The sequence below is a fragment of the Rhodococcus sp. NPDC056960 genome (assembly GCF_042674125.1).
Classification (GTDB): domain Bacteria; phylum Actinomycetota; class Actinomycetes; order Mycobacteriales; family Mycobacteriaceae; genus Rhodococcus_F.
In genome coordinates this window covers 64,239-85,923 of the sequence record NZ_JBHURF010000017.1, presented here as the reverse complement: position 1 = coordinate 85,923, position 21,685 = coordinate 64,239, and the positions used below count along the sequence as shown (strand labels likewise).

Here is a 21,685-nt window from a genome sequence, read left to right as displayed (position 1 = left end):
CTCAGCATCGATACATGACCGTACATGTGTCGAGCGTCTCATTCGTGCCGAGTTCCGGACAGTCGTGGCGTGCCCCGTGGCAGATGTACGCCGGCCTGCGCGATCACGACCCCGTCCATCACGTCGTCCCGGACGGCGCACCCGAGCACGACTACTGGGTGCTGTCCCGGCACGCCGACGTCTACGCCGCCGCCCGCGACGCCGAGACGTTCTCCTCCGCCGCCGGTCTCACCACGACGTACGGCGAGCTGGAGAAGATCGGGCTCCAGGACAATCCGCCGCTGGTGATGCTCGACCCGCCCGACCACACCGCGTTCCGGCGGCTCGTGTCGAAGGGGTTCACCCCGCGGCAGGTCACCGCCGTCGAGCCGGCGGTCCGGGCGTTCGTCGTGGAGCGCATCGAGCGGCTGCGGGATGCGGGCGAGGGCGACGTGGTGAAGGAACTGCTCAAGCCGCTGCCGAGCATGGTCGTCGCCCACTACCTCGGTGTCCCGGAAGAGGACCGGGCGCAGTTCGACGGCTGGACCGAGGCGATCGTCGCGGCGAACGCACAGGGCGGCACACTGCAGGCGACGGGCGCCGTCACCGATCTGATGAGCTACTTCGGCAGCCTGATCGAGCGGCGCCGCACCGATCCGGAGGACGACACCATCTCGCATCTCGTCGCGAGCGGAATGGGAGCCGACGGCGATGTGCCCGGACTCCTCTCGATCCTCGGCTTCGCGTTCACCATGGTCACCGGCGGCAACGACACCACCACCGGGATGCTCGGTGGCGCGGTCCAGCTGCTCACCACCCACCGGGAGCAGAGGCGGGACCTGATCGAGCACCCGGAGCTGATCGGTGACGCCGTCGAGGAACTGCTGCGACTCACCTCACCCGTGCAGGGCCTCGCACGCACCGCGACCCGGGATGTCGAGATCGCGGGCACCGTCGTGCCCGCGGGCCGGAAGGTGTTCCTGCTGTACGGTTCCGCGAACCGCGACCCCCGCCAGTTCGGACCGGACGCCGAGGAGCTGGATGTGCGTCGCAGGCCGAAGCAGATCCTCACGTTCAGTCACGGAGCCCATCACTGTCTCGGTGCGGCGGCCGCACGGATGCAGGCACGGGTCGCCTTGGAAGAACTCCTGATCCGGTGCCCCGACTTCACCGTCGACATCGACGCCGTCCGGTACGCCGAGGGGAACTACGTGCGCCGCCCGACGAGCGTCCCGTTCCGGGCGTGCGGCGCATGAACGCCGACTGGATGCGTGACGAACGCCCCCGCCTCGCCGCGGAGCGGATCCTCGACGTCGCCGCGCGGCTGTACGTCGAGAACGGCATCGCCGCAGTCGGGATGGCCGAGGTCGCCCGCGCGGCCGGATGTTCCCGCGCCACGCTGTACCGCTACTTCGACAGCAGGCAGTCGTTGCAGCTGGCCTTCGTCCACCGCGAGGCCCGGCGCATCGGCGCGCTGGTCGCGGAACAGGTGCCGGCGACGGGCGATCCGAAAGAGGTGATCGTCGATGCCGTGCTGACGGCGATCCGACTGGTGCGCGCGGATCCGACACTGGCCGCCTGGTTTCAGCTCGGCGACTCCGGCCTGGCCGCGCAGATCGCTCATTCGTCGGACGTCATCGAATCGCTCGGCACCGCGTTCCTGGGGCAGGCGGGGTTCAGCGGCGAGGAGTCGTCCCGCGGGGCGCGGTGGCTCGTCCGCATCATCGTCTCCCTGCTCACCGTCCCCGGTCTCGACGACGCCGACGAACGCACGATGCTCGAGCAGTTCGTCGCACCCGTCCTCGCCGCCCGCGATACCGCCGAACGGGACGCTCGTTCGATCTGACGCAACGAGCGTCCCGTTCGTCCGGGGGTGGGGTGACAGAACCCTCGGGGTACGGACGAGATAGCCAAGACCTGGCCCGATAGTGTGGTCGAGGACGCGCCGAGGCGCCTGGGGCTCGTTGCCATGCTTGCCCTTCTGTCCGGCGCTGTAGGCGAGTCGGTCAGCTCCGCGCGGCGCACACGAGCGCGAAGCGATCGTCGGGATCGCTCCAGGTGCGGTCGACGCCGAATCCCGCTTCCGCCAATTCCCCTCGAATGCCGTCGAGGGTGAACTTCGCCGAGATCTCGGTCCGCAACTGCTCGCCTTCGGCGAACTCGACGTCCAGATCCAATTCGCCCAGGCGCACCGACATCGCGCGCCCGGCCTCGAGCCGCATCTCGATCCACTCGTTGCCGGCGTCCCACAGCGCGATGTGCCGGAACTCGTCCAGCGGGAAGTCCGCGTCCAGTTGTGAATTGAGTACCCGCAGCACGTTCAGGTTGAACTGCGCGGTCACCCCGGCCGCGTCGTCGTACGCGGGGACGAGGACAGCGGGATCGGTGACCAGCCCGACGCCGAGGAGGAGGTGCTCCCCCGGCTCGAGGACGTCGGCGATCCCGGAGAGGAACTCGGCACGCTCGGCGGGCACCATGTTGCCGAGGGTGCCGCCGAGGAAAGCGATCGTGCGGCGGCCGCCGCGGGGCAGGTGGTGCAGCGACTCGGTGAAGTCGCTCACGACACCGCGCACGGTGAGATTCGGGAACTCCACACCGATCTGCTCCGCCGCGCCCTCGAGCGCGGACACCGACACGTCCTGCGGCACATATGTGTGGAGGCTTCCGTGCCGGGTGCCCGCCTCGAGCAGGAGCCGCGTCTTCTCCGACGACCCGGACCCGAGTTCCACGAGGATCTCCGGCGCCGCGACCTCGGCGATCTCCCCCGAATATCGCCGGAGCAGTTCCCGTTCCGTGCGCGTGGGAAAGTATTCGGGCAGGGCCGTGATCTGCTCGAACAACTCGCTCCCGCGGGCGTCGTAGAAGTATTTGGGCGGCAGCCACTTCGGGTTCGACGTGAGCCCGACGGTGGCGTCCTTGCGCAGAGCGGCCTTCAACTGCTCGGGCTGCAGGTACACGTCGAGTGTCGGTGTGGTGGTCATTGTGCTCCCATCTCGAGCGGGGTGACGATCAGGTGTCCGGGGCGAGCGCTGACGAAGTGTCGGTCCGGTATCGACTGCCACGCAGGGTCGTCGTCGTAGGGTTCGGACATCACGATGGCCCGCTCGTCGTCGACGAGCGCCGACAGTGAGTGGTGCCAGGTGGTGGCCCAGAGTTCGCTGCCGTTGCCCAACAGCAGATTCAAGCGGGATCCCGGGGCTGCGGCATCGACGGCACGGACGAGTGCAATCATCGCCTTCTCCGGGTCCAGCTCGCCGAGGGCGCGGCGCAGCAGCAGCCACAGCGCGGCGGAGTCGGTCGGCGCCTCCAGTTGCAGGAGATCGGCGACCGCGAGATCGCCCGCCAGCGCGCCGAGGGACTGGGGCCATCCGCGTACCACCCCGTTGTGGCTGAACGCCCAGTTCTCATCGGAGAACGGCGCACATGCCGTGTGCTGTACGGGCATCCCGACGGTGGCCGATCGCGCGGCCGCCACCACGGCCCCGGAGCGGATGTTCGGCAACATCTCTCGCACGACGGGGTCGGACCAGAGCGGCTGAGCGCTGCGGTACCGGGAGAATCCGTCCTGCCCCCACCACCCCACCCCGAATCCGTCGGCATTGATCGTTCCGCCGCCCCGCATGTCGCGCGGCGCGTACGACTGGCGCAGCAGCGAGTTCTCGCCGCGGCTGACGAGGTCGCCCACTGAGTGTTCCGGTCCCAGATAGCCCAGGTGTCGGCACATCTCAGCAGTCGTCTCCCGGAAGGTCCCGGGCGCAGCGGAATCCGGAGAAGATCTGCCGGCGGATCGGATGGTCCCAGTTGCGGAACGTCGCCCGGCACGCCACCGGGTCGGTGCCGAACGAACCGCCGCGCAGCACACGGTAGTCGCCGCCGTAGAAGACCTCCGAGTATTCGCGGTACGGGAACGCCGCGAAACCGGGATAGGGCTCGAAGGGCGACGACGTCCACTCCCACACGTCACCGATCAACTGGTGGACGCAGAGCGGGGATGCGCCCGACGGATACGCCCCGACCACGGCAGGACCGAGATGACGCTGTCCGAGGTTAGCCCGTGAACTGTCGGGTTCTCCGTCACCCCAGGGGAATCGGCGCGACCGCCCCGTGAACGGATCCCATCGTGCCGACTTCTCCCATTCGGCTTCTGTCGGTAGCCGCTTGCCGTCCCAGCGGGCGAACGCTTCTGCTTCGAAGAAGCAGACGTGCACCACAGGTTCCTGGAGATGGATCGGTTCGGTGACTCCGAACCGTCGGCGCCACCACGTTCCGCAGCCGTCGTTCTCCCAGAACTGAGGTGCCTCCAGCCCCGCCTCGACGCGGTGGGCCCATCCTCGGTCACTCCACAGTTCCCGCCGGGCGTAGCCGCCGTCGTCGATGAATTCGAGGTAGCGGCCGTTGGTGACGGGGACTGCATCGATGACGAACGCGGGAAGGTGCACGGAATGCGCGTCCCGCTCGTTGTCGAGAGCCCACGGTTCATCCGACGTTCCCATCGTGAACTCGCCAGCGGGGATGATCACCTCGTCCTCGGCGATCACGCCACCGATGCGCGGCGCGCTCTCCGCGGCCAGCACCGCTGAGCCGGAACGCAGTTGGTGGGTGGCCAGCATGGTTTCGGCGTGCTGCTGCTCGTGCTGGGCGATCATGCCGAACGCGAATCCGTTCTCCTCGAGCGGCCGGCCCCGGAAGGTGCTGCCGTCGAGGACGTCCCACGTCTTGTCTCGAACCGTACGCACGTATTCCCTGGCCTCGTCCGGATTGAGCAGCGGCAACGACGGCCGGGAATTTCTCGAATGCTTGAATGCGTCGTACAACTCGTCGATGTCGCGGCGAACCGGTTCGCGGCCGCCGACGTCGCGGACGAGCCACAACTCTTCCTGATTGCCGATGTGCGCGAGATCCCAGACGAGTGGGCTCATCAGCGGAGAGTGCTGCGCGACGAGGTCCTCCCCGTCCACACAGTCCGTCAGTGCGACGGTGCGCTCGCGCGCCCGCGTCAGCGCGGCCGCGATCTTCTCGCGGGTACCCATCAGCGGCCCTCGCTCGGAGCCTGGCCCCGGCAACATCGTTCGGCAGCGGTGTCGAGCAGTCTCACGAACTCGGGGTCGGGCGAGTACGACGCCGCCAGCGACAGCAGAGCTGTTGCCGCAGCACGTAGTTCGAGGTCGGCCAGCCCGAACTCGGCCGCGTCCCGCCAGCGTTCAGACGTGGGCTGCGCCGCGGCGAGGGCCTCGGCCATGGCACCCGGCCCCGACAGCAGCGCGTCGATCGCTGCGATCGGCACGCGCCACTGATCGCCCGGTTGCGCGTCCAGGTATCGCACCTCCAGATGACCGGCTGCGCGGACGGGCGGGAACAGGGTGGTGAGGTGATAGTCGAGGTCCGTGGCGGTCGGTCGTTCGATCACGCCGTCCAGCGCCCCGTCGGCCCAGTCCGCGAACGTGACTCCGTCGGGCGCCGTCCAATCCGTTCCGTCGTTGCGGATACACAGCAGCGGCACGTCCAGCACCCAGCCCGCATAGTCGGCGGCGTGCGGGGTTCCGGTGGTGCGCGGCGAATCGAGTTCGAGCCACGTGCGCATCCGCTGCGACGCCCACTGCCCGTCGGGCACCCCGTACAGCCGCGGCGAACACGCGAAGGCCGCGATCAACGCGGGTCCGATGGCGTGCAGCAGATTCCAGCGCCTCTCCACCGCAGCCGGATCGGTCCCGGCGTCCACGCTGATCTGCGTTGCGGCGGTGTTGCACATCATGAGCTTCCCGAAAGGGCCGATCCCGGCGAAGCGGGATTCCATGGCGCAATATCGGGGCGACTGGAGGAGACGTTGGGCGGGTCTGCGTGTGTCCGCGGCCTCGGACGACATGAGGATCGAGTGGGACGACAACAGGTCCGCGAGAAGCTTCCGGTCCGCGACAAGATAGTCGCACAACTCACGCGCGGAGTGGTATGGAGCGCTGGACAGTTCGATCTGTCCGCCGGGTTCGACCGTGACGGCGCTGCCACCGGGGAGGGGCTGGGCAGGGGAAGAAGGATCGATGGTTCGGGGGGTGTGCGGGCCGAGAGCTTCGGCGAGAGCGGCGAGATCGGGGCGCACGTGTTCCGGCAGTTGCGCGGTCAGCCACTCCAATTCCGCGCCGATCAACTGCGGTGGGCCCAGTTTGAAGCACACGCCACCGAGGTACGCCTCCGCCGCCGGCCTCGACGTGAGACACGTTGCTTCGACGGACTGAACTGCAGTAGCCATTCGACCCTCCCCTTCGGGCGCCGCCTGAACGTCGTTATCGACATTAGAGCGCCTCGGCCGTCGATGCACGCCCCATCGGCATACTTTTCGAGGAACCTACACAGGTACGTTCGAATCCAGTGACCGCGAAAGGGAGGTATCGGACATGCTCGACCTCGAGCAGGCGCGACGGGACACCCCGGGCTGCCTCGACAAGGTGTTCCTGGACAGCGCGGGCTCCTCGCTTCCCCCGGCCCCGGTCCTGGACGCCGTCTTCGCGCATCTGCGCAGGGAGGCCGACGTCGGCGGTTACATCGCGGCCGCGGAACGGGCCGACGACCTCGCCGCGGTCAAGTCGTCTCTCGGCCGGTTGATCGGGGCGCGCGCCGACAGCATCGCGCTCGTCGACAGCGCCACCACCGCCTGGAACGACTTCTTCCACGCCGTCCCCCTCCGGGCCGGCGACCGGGTGCTGATCTCGGAGGTCGAATACGCCAGCAACGCCATCGCCGTCCTGCAGCGCGCTCGGGCGGTGGGGGCGACGGTCGACGTGATCCCCAGCGACGCCGCGGGCCAGATCGACGTCGCCGCGCTCGCGACGCTCCTCGACGAGCGGGTCCGACTCGTGTCCCTCGTGCACGTGCCCACCAACGGCGGCCTGGTCAACCCGGTCCGCGAGGTGACGGAACTGGCGCACGCGCACGGGGCCCTGGTGTTGCTCGACGCGTGCCAGTCCGTCGGTCAGATCGCGCTCGACGTGGGCGAGCTGGGCGTCGACGCCCTCTCCGCCACGGGCCGCAAATGGCTGCGCGCACCGCGGGGCACCGGCTTCCTGTACGTCCGGCCGGAGCTGGCCGCGACCCTCGAACCGGCGGCCCTCGACCTGCACAGCGCACAGTGGACCGCGGCCGACGCGTACCGGCTCGCGACCGACGCGAGCCGGTTCGAGTTCTGGGAATGCGACGTCGCCGCCCGCCTCGGGCTCGGTGTCGCGGCCGACTATCTCCTCGACCTCGGCGTGGACGACGTCGAGGCGGCCGTCCTGGCCGGGGCCGAACACCTCCGGTCGGGGCTCGCCGCGATCCCCGGCGTCACCGTGCGCGACCTCGGTGCCCGCCGCTGCGGCATCGTGTCGTTCACCGTCGACGGACTCGATCCCGGCGACGTGCGGAAACGGCTGGCCGCCCGGAACGTCACGGTCACCGCCAGCCTGCGCGGATCGACTCTGCTGGACATGAGCGCCCGCGGACTGGACGCCGTGGTGCGCGCGTCTCCGCACTATTTCTGCTCCCCGGACGACCTCGACCGGTTCCTCGTCGAGGTGCGGACGCTCGCACGCTAGCGCAGTACGCTGGAGTTCACCCGAGAACCAGGACTGCGCCATGACGGACCAGGGATCACCGGCGTTGCCGCGCTTCGCCGCGGAGAAGGTCGTGCAACTGCAGACGCGCAAACGCGACGGGTCGTGGGTGGACACCCCGGTCAATCTCGTCGTAGACGGCGACCGGGCGTACTTCCGCACCCCGGGCCGGGCGTCCAAGAACAAACGACTCCGTAATTTCCCCGAAGTCCGGATCCGTCCGTGCACGTGGTCGGGCAAACCGACGGGTCCGCAGGTGCAGGCCACGGCGCGACTGCTGTCGGGCCGGGAAGCAGAGGCCGCCGGCGCCCTGATCGACAAGAAATTCCCCGTGGTGCAGCGAATCGGAGTGCATCTCGCGCACCGGCTGGCACGCACGGAGACACTGCACTACGCCCTCTCCGACGTCACGGATCTGCCGACGTAGCGAGGTCCGGAAACGCCGTCCCACTGACCGGGAGATCCCCCGAGCCCCGTTTTGTAACAGGTTACAGTCTGGGAGTTACCCCCGTCACACTGCGCCTGTGACCGCCCGAGAGGACTTTTCCCATGGCTGATGCCACCCCGATCCGCCCCCGGTCCGCAGCAGACGTCGCCGAGTGGGATTACGAGGCCGACGTCGTGGTCGCGGGATACGGCATCGCCGGTGTCTCCGCCTCCATCGAGGCGGCGCGCGCCGGCGCCGACGTCCTGGTCCTCGAACGCACCAGCGGGTGGGGCGGGGCCGCCGCGCTCGCGGGCGGGTTCATCTACCTCGGCGGTGGCACGCCGCTGCAGAAGGCGTGCGGCTTCGAGGATTCCGCCGAGAACATGAAAACGTTCATGATGGCGGCGCTCGGCCCGGGCGCCGACGAGGAGAAGATCACCGACTACTGCGAGGGCAGCGTCGAGCACTACAACTGGCTGGTCGACTGCGGCGTTCCGTTCAAAGAGAGCTTCTGGGCCGAACCCGGCTGGGAACCGCCGTTCGACGACGGCCTCATGTATTCCGGCGGCGAGAACGCGGCCCCGTTCAACGAGATCGCCACTCCCGCACCCCGCGGGCACGTCCCGCAGATGGACGGCAAGAGGACCGGCGAGAAGGGCGGCGGCTACATGCTGATGAAGCCGCTCGTCGAGACTGCCGAAAAGCTCGGGGTCCGAGCCGAATACGACATGCGGGTTCAGACTCTGATCACCGACGACACCGGCCGCGTGGTCGGAATCGTCGCCAAGCAGTACGGCAAGGAGGTCGCCGTCCGGGCGCGCCGGGGCGTCGTCCTCGCCACCGGCAGCTTCGCCTACAACGACAAGATGATCGAGGCCCACGCGCCGCGCCTCATCGGACGGCCCGGCGCCGCCATCGAGGAACACGACGGCCGGTCGATCCTCATGGCGCAGGCGCTCGGCGCCGACCTCGCGCACATGGACGCCACCGAGGTGGCCTTCGTCTGCGACCCCCAGCTGATCGTGCGCGGCATCCTCGTCAACGGGCGAGGCCAGCGCTACGTCCCGGAGGACACCTATTCCGGCCGGATCGGCCAGATGACTCTGTTCCACCAGGATAACCAGGCGTTCCTCGTCATCGACGAGGCCGCGTACGAGGAGGGGTCGGCCGCGACGACCGCCACCCCGTTCCTGCGGGTGCAGCCGAAGTGGGTGGCCGAGACCGTCGAGGAACTCGAGTCCGACATGGGACTGCCCGCCGGGGCACTCCAGTCGACCGTCGAGGTATACAACAAGCACGCGACCGAGGGCACGGACCCGTTGCTGCACAAGAAGTCCGAGTGGGTGAAGCCGATCGGCTCACCGGTCGCCGCCCTCGACCTGCGCGGCTTCACGCTCGGCTTCACGCTGGGCGGCCTGCGTACCAGCATCGATTCCGAGGTGCTGCACGTCTCCGGCGAACCGATCCCCGGCCTGTTCGCGGCGGGCCGATGCACGTCCGGCGTCTGCGCGGGCGGCTACGCCAGCGGTACCTCCCTGGGCGACGGCAGCTTCTACGGCCGCCGCGCGGGCATCAGTGCGGCGCAACAGGGTTGACGGGAACTACCCGACGAGCCGCACCGTCACATCGGGGGCGAACCGGTAGGGCTGGGTGCTGAGGACCGCGCCGAGACTCTTGCGCAGACGCGAGATCTCGGCGCGGACCGCCACCACATGATACCGGTCCCCGAACAATGATTCACTGAGTGCGCCGGCATCGACACCCGCCGGCCCCGCCACCGACAGCACCCGCAGGATCTGAGCGTGCCGGGGCGAGAGCGCCCGCGTCCAGTTGACGTCGCCCCGAACCGTTACGTGTGGGGTGTCGCCGAGGTCGAGTTCCAGTTCGATGGCCGCGCCCTCGACTTTGCGGCGCACCAGCCAACCGTCGCCGAGCGGTTCGGGGACACACAACCCGAGCCCCGGGACGAGCAGCGGCTTGTCGAGACTGGGCGGCGCGACCCGTTCGGGCGCCGCGATTCCACTCGCCTCCGCGACCCAGCCGTGCTTGTCGACGACCAGCGCGGGACCGCCCGCCGACGCGAGGAGCGGCGCCGCCCGGCCGCGCAATTTGTCCAGTTGCGCCGTGTGCTCACGCCACAGCGTCGCCTCGGCCAGGCGCACCGCGGTCCGGACGAGCGCGACCGTGGTCGGATGGACCGACATCGCCGACCCGCTGATGTCGACGACGCCGAGGATCTCGCCCGTCCGCGGATCGTGCACCGGCGAACCTGTGCACGACCAGCCGTGATGCGATGGCGCATAATGTTCGGCCGAGAATAGTTGCACCGCAGCATCTTCGATGAGCGCGGTGCCGATCGCGTTGGTACCGACGGCCTGTTCCGCCCAGCGCGCACCCTCCGTGAACCCCAGGGCGTCGGCCGCTTTCCGGACCCCGCGGGACCCTTCCCGCCACAACAGGACACCGTCGGCGTCGGCGATGACGACGATGAAATTCGCATCCTCCGCGACCTGCGTCAGCGTGCTGCGCAACTCCGGGAGCACCGTGCGCAGCGCCGTCCGGGTACGCCGGGCCTCGATCTCCGAGTAATCGGCGGGCTCGACGTCCGCGCAGTGGTCCGGGCTCACACCACCCGCCTGCAGGCGGGACCACGACCGCGCGACCACGTCCCGCGGCAACGCCGGCGGCCGCTGCCCGGACAGCACGGCATCGTGCACCCGACTGAGGAGCCGCGCATGACGCGGCAGATCTACTCCGGTGGCCACTGCGGTCAGCCGGTCGGCGGTAGGACGTTCAGCGCTCACAAGGGCGAGGCTACCCGCGGCGTTGTGAGCCACACCACTGTCCGTCGCCGCGGCCGCGCATTCACGTCGGACCGGCCGTCCGAGGACACCCGACTAGCAGGTCAGCGGGCCATCCGGTAGAGTTCCATAAGTTGTCTCGGCGAGGGTGAACCAGAAGTTCCAATTGGCTGGCTCACCGTGATCGACGCGGCTACGGCTCTGCTCGAGCGTTTCGCTCCTGGCCGTCGCGCGTTCGTCCCTCGCCGACTCGAACCGCCCGCCAGTTACCACCGTGAGTTGTAGGAGCCGTTTCACCATGTCTGACGAAAATCGCCTCGTAGCCGCCGTGCGCACCGAGTTCGGCAAGGGCGCCGCCCGCCGCGCGCGCCGCGACGGCCAGGTCCCCGCGGTCCTGTACGGCCACGGTGAGGACCCCCGCCACCTGAACGTGCCCTCCCGCGACTTCGCCGCCATCCTGCGCGCGCACGGCACCAACGCCGTCCTGACCCTCGACATCGACGGCAAGGAGCAGGTCGCGCTCACCAAGTCGGTCGTGGTTCACCCGATCCGCAACTACATCGAGCACGCCGACCTCCTCGTCATCAAGAAGGGCGAGAAGGTCACCGTCGACGTTCCCGTCGTCGTCACCGGTGAGGCCGCGTCCGGCACGCTGGTCGCACAGGACGCCGCCACCGTCTCCCTCGAGGCGGACGCGCTGCACATCCCCGAGCAGATCGAGGTCTCGGTCGAGGGCCTCGAGGTCGGCACCCAGATCCTCGCCAACCAGCTGGAGCTGCCCAAGGGTTCGACCCTGCAGGCCGACGAAGAACTGCTCATCGTCAACGTCGTCGCAGCCCCGACCGCTGCGGACCTCGAAGAGGAGACCGGCGAAGCTGCGGGCGAGACCGCCGAGGCTCCGGCCGAAGAGGGCGCCGAGGGCTGATCCTCTCGCAACCGCACTGATGTCGGCGGCGCGTCGTCCCGGATTGCCCGGGGTGACGCGCCGCTGTCGTCTGACACGACCCCGTCGCACGGAAGGACCTGTCGGTGAGTGAAGACACCGCGCTGGTGGTGGGTCTGGGCAATCCCGGACCGCAGTACGAGAAGACCAGGCACAACGTCGGCTTCATGGTGGCCGGCGTGCTGTCCGCTCGCATGGGTGGCAAGTTCAGCGCACACAAGAAGAGCGGCGCCGAGATCGTCCAGGGACGCCTCGAAGGCCGGCCGGCGATCCTCGCCAAGCCGCGATCGTTCATGAATCTGTCCGGTGGCGCCGTGGCCGGGCTCGCCCGGTTCTTCTCCGTCGACCCCGGCAACATCGTGGTGATCCACGACGAACTCGACCTCGACTTCGGGACCGTTCGCCTGAAGCAGGGCGGCGGTGAGGGCGGGCACAACGGACTGCGATCGATCTCGCAGTCGCTCGGCACCAAGGACTATCTGCGCACCCGCGTCGGGATCGGCCGTCCCCCGGGACGGATGGATCCGGCGTCGTACGTGCTCAAGCCGTTCTCCTCCGTGGAACGCAAGGAACTCGACCTCGTCTGCGAGGAGGCGGCCGACGCCGTCGAACTGGTCCTGCGCGTCGGGCTCGAGGCCGCGCAGAACCGCCTGCACTAGGCGCTCCGCGCCTGTGCGCCTTTCTGGTTGCTCCAGCTACCACAAAGGCGCACGGGCGCTACGCGCCTACGAGGTTCGCCGACGTGGTGCGGCGGAGTTTGCCCGACGACGTCTTGGGGATGCTGCCCGGCCCGAGGACGGCGACGGTGCGGGGGCGCACACCGACCTCGGAGAACACGGCGTGCACGACCTCGTGCTCGATGCGCTTGACCGTTTCGGGATCCTGGTAGTCGTTGGTCTCGACGGCGACGGCGAAGCTTTCCCGCTTCTGCCCCGCGTCGAGGCGCACCGCCACCGCGTTGCCGGGACGCACGCCTGCGACGGTGCCCGCGGCCCGCTCGATGTCCGTCGGGTAGATGTTGCGGCCGCCCATGATGATGACGTCCTTGACGCGACCGCAGACGACGACGAGACCTTCTTCGGTGAAATAGCCGACGTCGCCGGTGTTGAGCCAGCCGTCTGCGTCCTGCGCCGGCTTGTGCCCGTCGAGCGTGATGTATCCGGGGGTCACCGCCTTGCCGCGGACCTCGATGATGCCGACGCCGCGGGTCGGGAGCAGCTCACCGTCGCTGTCGACGACCCGGCCCTCGAGGTTCGGCACCATCTTGCCGAGTGTGGCGAGGGCGCGCGCGTTCGGTTTGCTCGACGGCACGGCGCGCTGCATGGCCTCGAGCAGGTCCGGGTCGACGCGATCGAGCACCTGGCCCTGGTCCGGATCCGGGATGGATACGGCGAGGGTGGTCTCGGCCATCCCGTAGACGGGGGCGAGTGCGGACGGATTCAGCCCGAACCGGGCCCCCGCCTCGGCGAGTGCGTTCATCGTGTCGGGGTCGACGGGCTCGGCGCCGTTCCACATGTACCGGACGGTGCTGAGGTCGACAGCGCCGTCCTCCGCCTGCTTGAGCCTGCGGGCGAGCAGCGAGTACGCGAAGTTGGGGGCGGCCGTCACGGTGCCGTTGTACTTTCCCATCAGTTCCGCCCACAGCAGCGGCGTGCGGAGGAAGTCCATCGGGGTGATGCTCACGACCTCCGCGCCGACCTGCATCGGCACACTCAGGAAGCCGACCATCCCCATGTCGTGGAACAGCGGAAGCCAGCTGATCATCACGTCGTCGTCGATGGAGAACTTGATGCGGTCGATCATGGCGTACGCGTTGGTGTAGAAGTTCTCGTGCGTGATCTGCACGGCCTTGGGCGAACCGGTGGATCCGGACGTGAGCTGCTGCAGCGCGATGTCGCTCTCGAACGTCTCGACCGGGTCGATCTCCGTGCCCTCGTTCAGCTCCGCGACGGTCAGCACCGTGATGCCGCGCTCCTCCAGCAGCGGCTTGGCGGCGTCGAACGGCGCACCGAGGATCACAGCCTTCGCGTCGATCATCGTGATGACGGTCTCGGTGTCCTTGGCCCACACCATCAGGTCGGTGCGCGGCGTCGGCTGGTGCAGCATCGTGACGGAGGCGCCGCGCATCCACGTGGCCTGGCAGGAAGGTGCGATGTCGACGGGCTGACCGGCGAGGATGCCGATGGCGTCACCGTGGCCGATACCCGCCCCGGCCAGTGCGCCCGCCATTCGCCGCGCGGACTTGTGGATCTCGCCCCACGGCTGTCGCAGCGGCGCGTCGGGCTCACCCGTGTTGAGGCCGCGGGTGCTGCTCTCCGCGGTCGCGTACATCTCGTCGGTGAACTTGCTCACTGTCTTCCTCCTGCACATACGGGTGTCCGAACGCAGAAACGGTGAACTCCGGAGCGCCCCGACGACTCACCCTGATTAATCCTCGACCGGCGCCCGATCGTTACTTCGCCCTGGATGTGACTGTGCTGCGAGTTCGTCCTCGGCACCCGAGTAACCTGGTATGCGGCCGCACGGCCTTCCTGCACGCATCCCGTCCCCCGAGAGGTTCTTCGTTGACTACCCCGTCCGACTCGGCCGACACCATTCCAGCCGAGACGGCGTCCGTCGCCACGGCCGCCTCGCCGGAGGGGAAATCCGAGAAGGGTGTCCGTGCCGAGGCGTCGCGTCGCCGCACGTTCGCCGTGATCTCGCATCCCGACGCCGGTAAGTCGACGCTGACGGAGGCGCTCGCGCTCCACGCGAAGGTCATCTCCGAAGCGGGCGCGGTGCACGGCAAAGCCGGCCGCAAGTCGACGGTGTCGGACTGGATGGAGATGGAGAAGGCCCGCGGCATCTCGGTCAGCTCCACGGCTCTGCAGTTCAACTACCGCTCCACCGAGGCGTCGGCGGACGAGCCCGTCGACAATGTGATCAACCTGGTCGACACCCCCGGCCACTCCGACTTCTCGGAGGACACGTATCGCGTACTGACCGCGGTGGACGCCGCCGTCATGCTGATCGACGCCGCCAAGGGTCTCGAACCGCAGACGCTGAAGCTGTTCCAGGTGTGCCGCCACCGCGGAATCCCGGTGATCACCGTCATCAACAAGTGGGACCGCCCCGGTCAGACGCCGCTCGAACTCCTCGACGAGATCCAGGAACGCATCGGCCTCACCCCCACTCCCCTGTACTGGCCCGTCGGCATCGCCGGCGACTTCAGGGGACTGTTGCGCCGCGGCGAGGACGGCGCCCCCCGCGAGTACATCCGGTTCACCCGCACGGCGGGCGGCGCGAAGATCGCCCCCGAAGAGGTCATGGACGCCGCCGCCGCCCTCGCGAAGGAGGGCGGCGAATGGGAGACCGCCGCCGAGGAGAGCGAACTGCTGTCTGCCACGGGTCAGGACCACGACCAGGAGTTGTTCCTCGGCGGCCAGACGTCGCCGGTCATCTTCGCGTCGGCGATGCTCAACTTCGGTGTCCGCCAGATCCTCGACACGCTCGTCGAGCTGGCACCGCCGCCACGCGCCCGGGACGACCTCGACGGCACCCCCCGCGAGGTCACCGACCCGTTCAGCGCGGTCGTCTTCAAGGTCCAGGCCGGCATGGACACCGCCCATCGCGACCGCCTCGCGTTCATGCGCATCGTGTCGGGAGTGTTCGAGCGCGGCATGGTCGTCACCCACGCCCAGACCGGTAAGCCGTTCACGACGAAGTACGCGCAGACGGTGTTCGGACGCGAACGGTCGACCGTCGAATCGGCGTACCCCGGCGACGTGGTGGGACTCGTGAACGCCACCGCACTGGCCCCCGGCCACACCCTGTTCTTCGAGAAGAAGGTGGAGTTCCCGCCGATCCCGTCGTTCGCGCCCGAACACTTCTCCATCCTGCGCGCCGAGAGCGCCGGCAAATACAAGCAGTTCCGGCGGGCGGTGGATCAGCTCGACTCCGAGGGTGTCGTGCAGATCCTCCGCAACGACCTGCGCGGCGACGCCTCGCCGGTGATGGCCGCGGTCGGGCCGATGCAGTTCGAGGTGGTCGCCGCGCGGATGAAGGCCGAGTTCAACGTCGAGGCCCGGATGGAACCGCTGGGCTACGCGTTGGCGCGGCGCACGGACGCCGAGTCGGCCGACGAATTGAATCGTCAGCGCGGTGTCGAGGTGTTCACCCGTTCGGACGGCGTGATGCTGGCCCTCGTCAGCGACAAGTGGCGCCTGCAGTACATCCAGAAGGAACTGCCCGACCTCACGCTCGAACCCCTCGTCGCCGCCGCCGACTGATGCGCGGGTCACCGCCCGGCCGGTGACCCGCCCCTAGTCGACGAGCCGTTCGCCGGTGACGGTGGAGAACAGGTGCGTGCGCTCCGCCGCGTACGACAGGGTGATCACCTCGCCGCGCTTCGGTGGGATGCGGCCGTCGGCGCGAACGACGATGGGCTGCTTACGCCCGTGGATGTCCGCCTGGCCGTACACGTACGCGTCGGCACCGAGTTCCTCGACCACGTCGATGGTGACGTCGAGTCCGCTGCCCGTGGTGATCACGAGGTCCTCCGGACGCACACCGAGCGTGACCGAGCTTTCCCCGATGCCGGCGATCGCGCCGCGCGGAACGGGCACCACGGAACCGCCGAAACTGACACCGCCGTCGACGAGGGGAAGTTCGAGCAGGTTCATCGCGGGCGAGCCGATGAACCCGGCGACGAAGACGTTGTTCGGGTGCTCGTACATGCGGCGCGGGCTGTCGCACTGCTGGAGCACCCCGTCTTTCAGGACGGCGACGCGGTCGCCCATCGTCATGGCCTCGACCTGATCGTGGGTGACGTAGACGGTGGTGGTGGCGAGGCGACGCTGCAGCGCGGAGATCTGCGCGCGGGTCTGCACGCGCAGTTTGGCGTCGAGGTTGGACAGCGGCTCGTCCATCAGGAACACCTGCGGCTTCCGAACGATGGCGCGTCCCATGGCAACTCGCTGCCGCTGACCACCCGACAGCGCCTTGGGCTTGCGGTCGAGGAACTTGGTGAGATCGAGGATCTTGGCGGCGTCCTGGACGCGGCGTTTGATCTCCGCCTTGTCCTCGCCGGCGATGCGGAGGCCGAAGCCCATGTTCTCGCCCACCGTCATGTGCGGGTAGAGCGCGTAGTTCTGGAAGACCATCGCGATGTCGCGGTCCTTCGGCTGGAACTCGGTGACGTCGCGTCCGCCGATGGCGATCGTGCCGCGGTCGACGTCTTCGAGGCCCGCGAGCATGCGCAGGGACGTGGACTTGCCGCAACCGGACGGTCCGACGAGGACGAGGAACTCGCCGTCGTCGATGTCGAGGTTCAGCTGATCGACCGCGGCCTTGTCGCCGCCGGGGAAGAGTTTGGTGACGCCGTGGAATGCGACTGTGGCCATGATGATGGTGGTCCCTTCACCGGCAGGAACGTGCCGGACGATCCGAGTGGGGGTGCGATGCACAGAAGTTGTTCACATATGTGAATGTTTGCCAACATAGTGACTTCGTTTAGGAGTATGTACTACCGTGATGTGCATTACAAGGCTTACTCCGAGAGAGGCACGACAACACATGACCGACACCACCTCGCGGCTGCTGATCACCGGCGCCGCAGGAAACATGGGCCGGATGCTCCGGCCGCTGCTCCGCAGGCCCGGCCGCACCCTGCGCCTGTTCGACATCGCCGACATCACCGACATCGACCCCGGACACGAGGAGTTCGTGCGGGGGTCGGTCACCGACCGTGCCGCCGTGGCCGCCGCGGTCGACGGCGTCGACGCCGTGCTCCACCTGGGCGGACTCAGCACCGAGGACTCGTGGGCGAACATCCTGTCCGTCAACGTCGACGGCACCCAGGCGGTGTTCGAGGCCTCCGTGGCACACGGCGTGACGCGCGTGATCGCAGCGTCGAGCAACCACGCCGTCGGCTTCTGGACGCATGCGGAAGCCGGCTCCGACCCGCTGCCCGGCGACGTCGCGCCGCGCCCGGACGGGTTCTACGGCTGGAGCAAGGCCGCGGTCGAGGCGCTCGGCCGGCTGTACCACGATCGGTTCGGCATCGACGTCGTCAACCTGCGCATCGGCTCGAGCTTCGACCGGCCGCCCAACTACCGCGGCCTCGCCTCCTGGATGTCACCGGCCGATACCGCCCGGCTGATCGAGGCCGCACTGTCCGACTCCGCCAAGGGTTTTCACACCGTGTGGGGCATCTCGCGCAACACTCGCAGCTGGTGGTCGGCGGCGGAAGGCGCCGCCATCGGATACGAACCTCGCGACGACGCCGAGGTGTTCGCGGACGAGTTCCTGGCCGAACACGAGTGGACGTTCGACGACCCGATCCTCCAGCGCGTCGGCGGCGCGTTCTGCGACCACCCGCTCGGACAGCGGATGCGCTGAGCGATCCGGGGTGGGCACCCATCGTGGCGCCCACCCCGGAGGCGTCAGAGCGAGTACTCGGCGACGATGCGCCCCAGCGCGCCGAGCTGCGCCCCGTCGACCAACCCGAGGTGATAGAGGTGCAGCTCGTTCGCTCCGGCGGCGACCGTGGCCGCGACGTGGCTGCTCACGTCGTCGAGGTTCTTCGGCGGCAACACCGACACGTAGGCGCCCACGTCGACGGAATCCCCGACGATTGCCCGGGTGGCCTTCGTGACGGCGACGGTTTCGGCGGTGCCGGGCCAGGCCGACACGAGCACGGCATCGACGTCGCCGGGAGCGGCGGACGTCAGCGCCGGCGACGGCCCCGTCTTCCAGGGGCTCGGGTGGCCGTGCAGCGTGACGCGGGCCGACGGGAGTTCCGCACGCACGGCGCCGAGCACCGCACCCCGGAGAGCGTCGGCGTCCGCGCGACGCACGGACAGCACCGCGTCGGCCTCGTCGGCATCGAGAATGTCGGTGATCGCAGATTCCGGGGGGAGCGTCCCCGCGGTCAGCGCGTCCACGCCGGCACGCAGTTTTGCTGCCAGTTTGTCGGGATCGACGTTCCGCTCCGCCCACAGCGCGCGTTCCCGTTCGGTGCAGCTGATCGACATCAGCGTGTCGCCGATTCCCGGAAATGCGCCGTCGGTCTTCTCGTGCGGACCGACGTGCGCAATACCCAGTTGCCCGCAGGCTTCGATCGACACACCGTGCAGGTCGAGGCCGCGCACCGCCTCCGCGGTGAGGGTACGGGCGTACCGGACGATGTCCGGATGCCCGGGCGCGAGCGCGTACGGGTAGCGGTCGCCGAAGCAGTTGACGACAGTGGCGCCGGGATGCGCGTGGCCCAGAACGGTGCTGTGCGACAGCACGATCCATGCGTTCACGCGGATGCCCGCGTCGGTCAGGATCCGGGCGGCATCGGCGAACGCGTCCTCGGATCCGCCCCAGGTCGCCGCTCTGGCAATGACCGTGTGGCCGTCCCACGCGGCGGGACGGATGGGGCGGTACAGCGCCGCGTGGTGCGCGTCGACCACCTTGTGGGCCGGGTGCAGCGGCGTTGCGGCGCGGGTCGAGTGATAGCTGGCGGCGAGCGAGATCTCGGCGACCCCGAGCGTGCGCGCTCGGTCGACGAAGTACGGATCACCGAGCACGTCCCACGGGTAGGCGTGCGCGACGATGCGATCGACAGTTCTTTCGGACATGTGGCGCCCCTCGGCAGTTCGACAATTGAGTTCGGTAGACAAGACGGAGTTCACACATGGGAACACATTCTTCGCTTCACTGTCCACGATCGATCCCCATCGCCGGGCGCCGCGACGCCGTCCGCCAGGCCCTCGGCGTGCCGGACGCACCGACCGCGGTCACGCCCGACGTGCGGTACGGCAGGTCGTGGATCCGACACGGTGTCGCCGGCCGCGAACTCAGTTGGCCGGCCCGCGACGGCGGTCCGGACACCGCTGCCTGGCTCCTGCGCCCCGACCGTCCACGCGCGACCACGGATCGCCCCGCCATCCTGCTCATGCACGCGCACGACGGCGTCAAGTTCTACGGCAAGGAAAAGGTGGCCGACGGTCCGGGCGGTGTCGCGCCGGGAATCGCCGAACTCCGGGCCCGCGGCTACGAGGGCGGCGCGGTCGCAACAGGCCTGGTGCAGGCCGGTTTCGTCGTACTCGTCCACGACGTGTTCCCCTGGGGCAGCCGGCGCGTGCCCTGGCCGGAACTACCGGACCGCGCCAGGTCGGCAGGGTTCACCGCATACCCACCCGGGCCAGACACCCCCGACATCCGTCGGCGCCGCTACGAGGCGGCGGCCCGCGAGCACGAACACGGGCTCGCGAAGGTCGCGGCCCTGACCGGCACGTCGCTCGCCGGCACGGTTGTCGCCGAGGATCTCCGGGCACTCGACGTCCTCCTCGCGACCGACGGCGTCGACCCGAACAGGGTCGCCGCCGCAGGATTCTCGGGCGGCGGTGCGCGCGTCGCCCACCTGCTGGCGTGTTCGACACGCCTGCGGGCAGGAGCGATCACCGCGATGATGAGCACGTTCGCCGACGTCGCGGACGGCAGGGCAGACGACACGACGTGGCTGATGATCACTCCCGGCCTGCCCGCGGTGTGCGACTGGCCCGACGTCGCCGGGAGCGCGGCGCCGCGGCCGCTACTGGTTCAGTTCGCAAGCGGCGATCCCCATTTCAGCCGGCCGGGGATGGAGGATGCCGAGACGCTGCTGCGCCGGGCGTACGACGGATCGGACGCGCTCACCACGCAGTGGTTTGCCGGCGGACACCGGTTTTCAGCACGCATGCAGGCCGCGGCGGCCGCGTGGCTCACCCGCACGGTCTAGGCGATCACCCTTGACAGACCTTGTGACTGCCGTCATAGTGAGTTCGGCAATTCACATAGAGGACGTGAGTTCACATACATGAACAATAAGCGCGCACACGCCGCCGACGGAAGCCCATTGCATATTTCGGGCGCCGCGAGCAGGTCGGAGTCCGCATCGTCCCCCTCGATCTCGCCCCAGCCGCAGCAACTACATTCCCCTGACCCGCCGGCGCGACCGGCACCGAACTTCGGAGCGTGCACCATGGTCACCACCACCTCCTCCAGGCCGGGAGGGCAGTCCGCGCCGGCGGCGCCGGTCTCCCCCGGTCGCACACATCGCAGACCGGCCCGGCGCAGGGCCTGGGCCCCCTACATCCTGATCGCACCCGTGGTGATCCTGCTGACCGTCTTCATCTTCTACCCCGTCGGCAGTGTGTTCTATTACAGCCTGCAGTACTACAACCCGACGACGCCGTGGGACAACGGATTCGCCGGCCTCGACAACTTCCGGCTGATGTTCGCCGACTCCCTCTTCTGGACCAGCCTGGTCACCACCGCGAAGTGGGTGGGGTTTCAGGTCGTGTTCCAGCTGATCCTCGGACTCGGGCTGGCCCTACTGGTCAACGAGGTGTTCCGGGGCCGCGGCCTGGCCCGCGCCTTGGTGTTCTCCCCGTGGGCCGTCTCCGGCGTCCTCACCACCGGCATCTGGCTGCTGATCTACAACCCGTCCACGGGCCTGTTCAAACTTCTCGGCAACATGGGCATCGGTGACGGCACCGCCGCTCCCATCGCCGATCCGGACACCGCGTTCTGGGCGACGGGCGTTGCGGAACTGTGGCGCGGTGTTCCATTCTTCGCCATTCTCATCCTGGCCGAGCTGCAGAGCGCTCCCAAGGACTTGTACGAGGCGGCCAACGTGGACGGCGCCAACCGCTGGCAGCGGTTCCGCTTCGTCACCCTCCCACACCTGAAGGCCGTCATCATCCTGTCGACGCTGCTACGCGGTGTGTGGGAGTTCAACAACGTCGATCTGCTCTACACCCTCACCGCGGGCGGCCCGGCCGACGTCACCACGACACTCCCGCTCTACGTCTCCCAACTCGCCACCACTGCCCAGGACTTCGGATACGGCGCGGCACTCACCACGGTCGCGTTCGTGATCCTGCTGTTCTGCTCGATCCTCTACTTGCGCCTGAGCAAGTTCAACAGTGAGAAGGTCTGACCG

19 protein-coding genes are annotated in these 21,685 nt (G+C 68.7%); 11 read left to right on the top strand and 8 right to left on the bottom strand.

Going from position 1 to position 21,685, the window contains the following annotated elements; genetic code table 11:
• Positions 1 to 14 precede the first annotated feature (14 nt).
• Together ACFTWF_RS26360 and ACFTWF_RS26355 are read left to right on the top strand one after the other, a co-directional pair.
• Positions 15 to 1,235, top strand: coding sequence for a cytochrome P450 (locus ACFTWF_RS26360; RefSeq protein ID WP_378464095.1), 1,221 nt, complete (start codon positions 15 to 17; stop codon positions 1,233 to 1,235).
• On the top strand, positions 1,232 to 1,825 hold the full coding sequence (locus ACFTWF_RS26355; RefSeq protein WP_378464094.1) for a TetR/AcrR family transcriptional regulator: 594 nt from the start codon (positions 1,232 to 1,234) through the stop codon (positions 1,823 to 1,825). The genes ACFTWF_RS26360 and ACFTWF_RS26355 overlap by 4 nt, the downstream gene beginning before the upstream one ends.
• Positions 1,826 to 1,985: 160 nt before the next feature.
• Here the strand turns inward: ACFTWF_RS26355 and egtD are convergent, their stop codons facing one another.
• Genes egtD through egtA form a run of 4 tightly spaced genes read right to left on the bottom strand, consistent with a single transcriptional unit; the run spans position 1,986 to position 6,223 of the window.
• Positions 1,986 to 2,960 carry an L-histidine N(alpha)-methyltransferase gene (gene egtD, locus ACFTWF_RS26350; protein WP_378464093.1) on the bottom strand — a complete coding sequence of 325 codons (975 nt, stop codon included), beginning with the start codon at positions 2,958 to 2,960 and terminating at the stop codon, positions 1,986 to 1,988.
• Complete coding sequence (gene egtC / locus ACFTWF_RS26345; RefSeq protein WP_378464092.1) at positions 2,957 to 3,703, bottom strand: ergothioneine biosynthesis protein EgtC; 747 nt, start codon at positions 3,701 to 3,703, stop codon at positions 2,957 to 2,959. The genes egtD and egtC overlap by 4 nt, the downstream gene beginning before the upstream one ends.
• Position 3,704: 1 nt before the next feature.
• Positions 3,705 to 5,009 carry an ergothioneine biosynthesis protein EgtB gene (gene egtB, locus ACFTWF_RS26340; protein WP_378464091.1) on the bottom strand — a complete coding sequence of 435 codons (1,305 nt, stop codon included), beginning with the start codon at positions 5,007 to 5,009 and terminating at the stop codon, positions 3,705 to 3,707.
• Complete coding sequence (gene egtA / locus ACFTWF_RS26335) at positions 5,009 to 6,223, bottom strand: ergothioneine biosynthesis glutamate--cysteine ligase EgtA (protein ID WP_378464090.1); 1,215 nt, start codon at positions 6,221 to 6,223, stop codon at positions 5,009 to 5,011. Before egtA ends, egtB begins: the two co-directional genes overlap by 1 nt.
• Positions 6,224 to 6,368: 145 nt before the next feature.
• Between egtA and ACFTWF_RS26330 the strand changes: the two genes are divergently transcribed.
• The 3 genes from ACFTWF_RS26330 (at position 6,369) to ACFTWF_RS26320 (ending at position 9,584) form a co-directional block, all read left to right on the top strand.
• Positions 6,369 to 7,544: an aminotransferase class V-fold PLP-dependent enzyme gene (locus ACFTWF_RS26330; RefSeq protein WP_378464089.1), complete on the top strand. Its 1,176-nt coding sequence runs from the start codon at positions 6,369 to 6,371 to the stop codon at positions 7,542 to 7,544.
• Between the two features lie 40 nt (positions 7,545 to 7,584).
• The gene (locus ACFTWF_RS26325) at positions 7,585 to 7,989 is read left to right on the top strand and encodes a PPOX class F420-dependent oxidoreductase (protein ID WP_378464088.1); all 405 of its coding nucleotides are present in this window, start codon (positions 7,585 to 7,587) and stop codon (positions 7,987 to 7,989) included.
• Between the two features lie 122 nt (positions 7,990 to 8,111).
• A complete protein-coding gene (locus tag ACFTWF_RS26320) occupies positions 8,112 to 9,584 on the top strand; it encodes an FAD-dependent oxidoreductase (RefSeq protein ID WP_378464087.1) in 1,473 nt (490 codons plus the stop codon).
• Between the two features lie 6 nt (positions 9,585 to 9,590).
• Here the strand turns inward: ACFTWF_RS26320 and ACFTWF_RS26315 are convergent, their stop codons facing one another.
• Positions 9,591 to 10,793 (bottom strand): GAF domain-containing protein, encoded by a 1,203-nt coding sequence (locus ACFTWF_RS26315; protein ID WP_378464205.1) that lies wholly within the window; start codon positions 10,791 to 10,793, stop codon positions 9,591 to 9,593.
• Positions 10,794 to 11,088: 295 nt separating this feature from the next.
• On the opposite strand from ACFTWF_RS26315, the gene ACFTWF_RS26310 reads away from it, so the two are divergent.
• On the top strand, positions 11,089 to 11,715 hold the full coding sequence (locus ACFTWF_RS26310; protein ID WP_378464086.1) for a 50S ribosomal protein L25/general stress protein Ctc: 627 nt from the start codon (positions 11,089 to 11,091) through the stop codon (positions 11,713 to 11,715).
• Positions 11,716 to 11,819: 104 nt separating this feature from the next.
• Positions 11,820 to 12,392: an aminoacyl-tRNA hydrolase gene (pth, locus tag ACFTWF_RS26305; protein ID WP_378464085.1), complete on the top strand. Its 573-nt coding sequence runs from the start codon at positions 11,820 to 11,822 to the stop codon at positions 12,390 to 12,392.
• Between the two features lie 58 nt (positions 12,393 to 12,450).
• Here pth and ACFTWF_RS26300 read toward each other — a convergent pair whose 3' ends face one another.
• Entirely contained in the window at positions 12,451 to 14,085 is a 1,635-nt protein-coding gene (locus tag ACFTWF_RS26300; protein WP_378464084.1) for a fatty acyl-AMP ligase, read from the bottom strand.
• Between the two features lie 212 nt (positions 14,086 to 14,297).
• On the opposite strand from ACFTWF_RS26300, the gene ACFTWF_RS26295 reads away from it, so the two are divergent.
• Positions 14,298 to 16,001, top strand: coding sequence for a peptide chain release factor 3 (locus tag ACFTWF_RS26295; RefSeq protein ID WP_378464083.1), 1,704 nt, complete (start codon positions 14,298 to 14,300; stop codon positions 15,999 to 16,001).
• A 33-nt stretch (positions 16,002 to 16,034) separates the two neighbouring features.
• On the opposite strand, the gene ACFTWF_RS26290 is transcribed toward ACFTWF_RS26295, so the two are convergent.
• Positions 16,035 to 17,114, bottom strand: a complete 1,080-nt coding sequence (locus ACFTWF_RS26290) for an ABC transporter ATP-binding protein (RefSeq protein WP_378464082.1) — start codon at positions 17,112 to 17,114, stop codon at positions 16,035 to 16,037.
• Between the two features lie 172 nt (positions 17,115 to 17,286).
• Here ACFTWF_RS26290 and ACFTWF_RS26285 point away from each other — a divergent pair, with 172 nt between their 5' ends.
• Complete coding sequence (locus ACFTWF_RS26285; protein ID WP_378464081.1) at positions 17,287 to 18,111, top strand: NAD-dependent epimerase/dehydratase family protein; 825 nt, start codon at positions 17,287 to 17,289, stop codon at positions 18,109 to 18,111.
• 44 nt (positions 18,112 to 18,155) lie between these two features.
• On the opposite strand, the gene ACFTWF_RS26280 is transcribed toward ACFTWF_RS26285, so the two are convergent.
• On the bottom strand, positions 18,156 to 19,337 hold the full coding sequence (locus tag ACFTWF_RS26280) for a hypothetical protein (RefSeq protein ID WP_378464080.1): 1,182 nt from the start codon (positions 19,335 to 19,337) through the stop codon (positions 18,156 to 18,158).
• Between the two features lie 56 nt (positions 19,338 to 19,393).
• Here ACFTWF_RS26280 and ACFTWF_RS26275 point away from each other — a divergent pair, with 56 nt between their 5' ends.
• On the top strand, positions 19,394 to 20,479 hold the full coding sequence (locus tag ACFTWF_RS26275) for a hypothetical protein (protein WP_378464079.1): 1,086 nt from the start codon (positions 19,394 to 19,396) through the stop codon (positions 20,477 to 20,479).
• Between the two features lie 243 nt (positions 20,480 to 20,722).
• A complete protein-coding gene (locus tag ACFTWF_RS26270) occupies positions 20,723 to 21,682 on the top strand; it encodes a carbohydrate ABC transporter permease (protein WP_378464078.1) in 960 nt (319 codons plus the stop codon).
• Positions 21,683 to 21,685 lie beyond the last annotated feature (3 nt).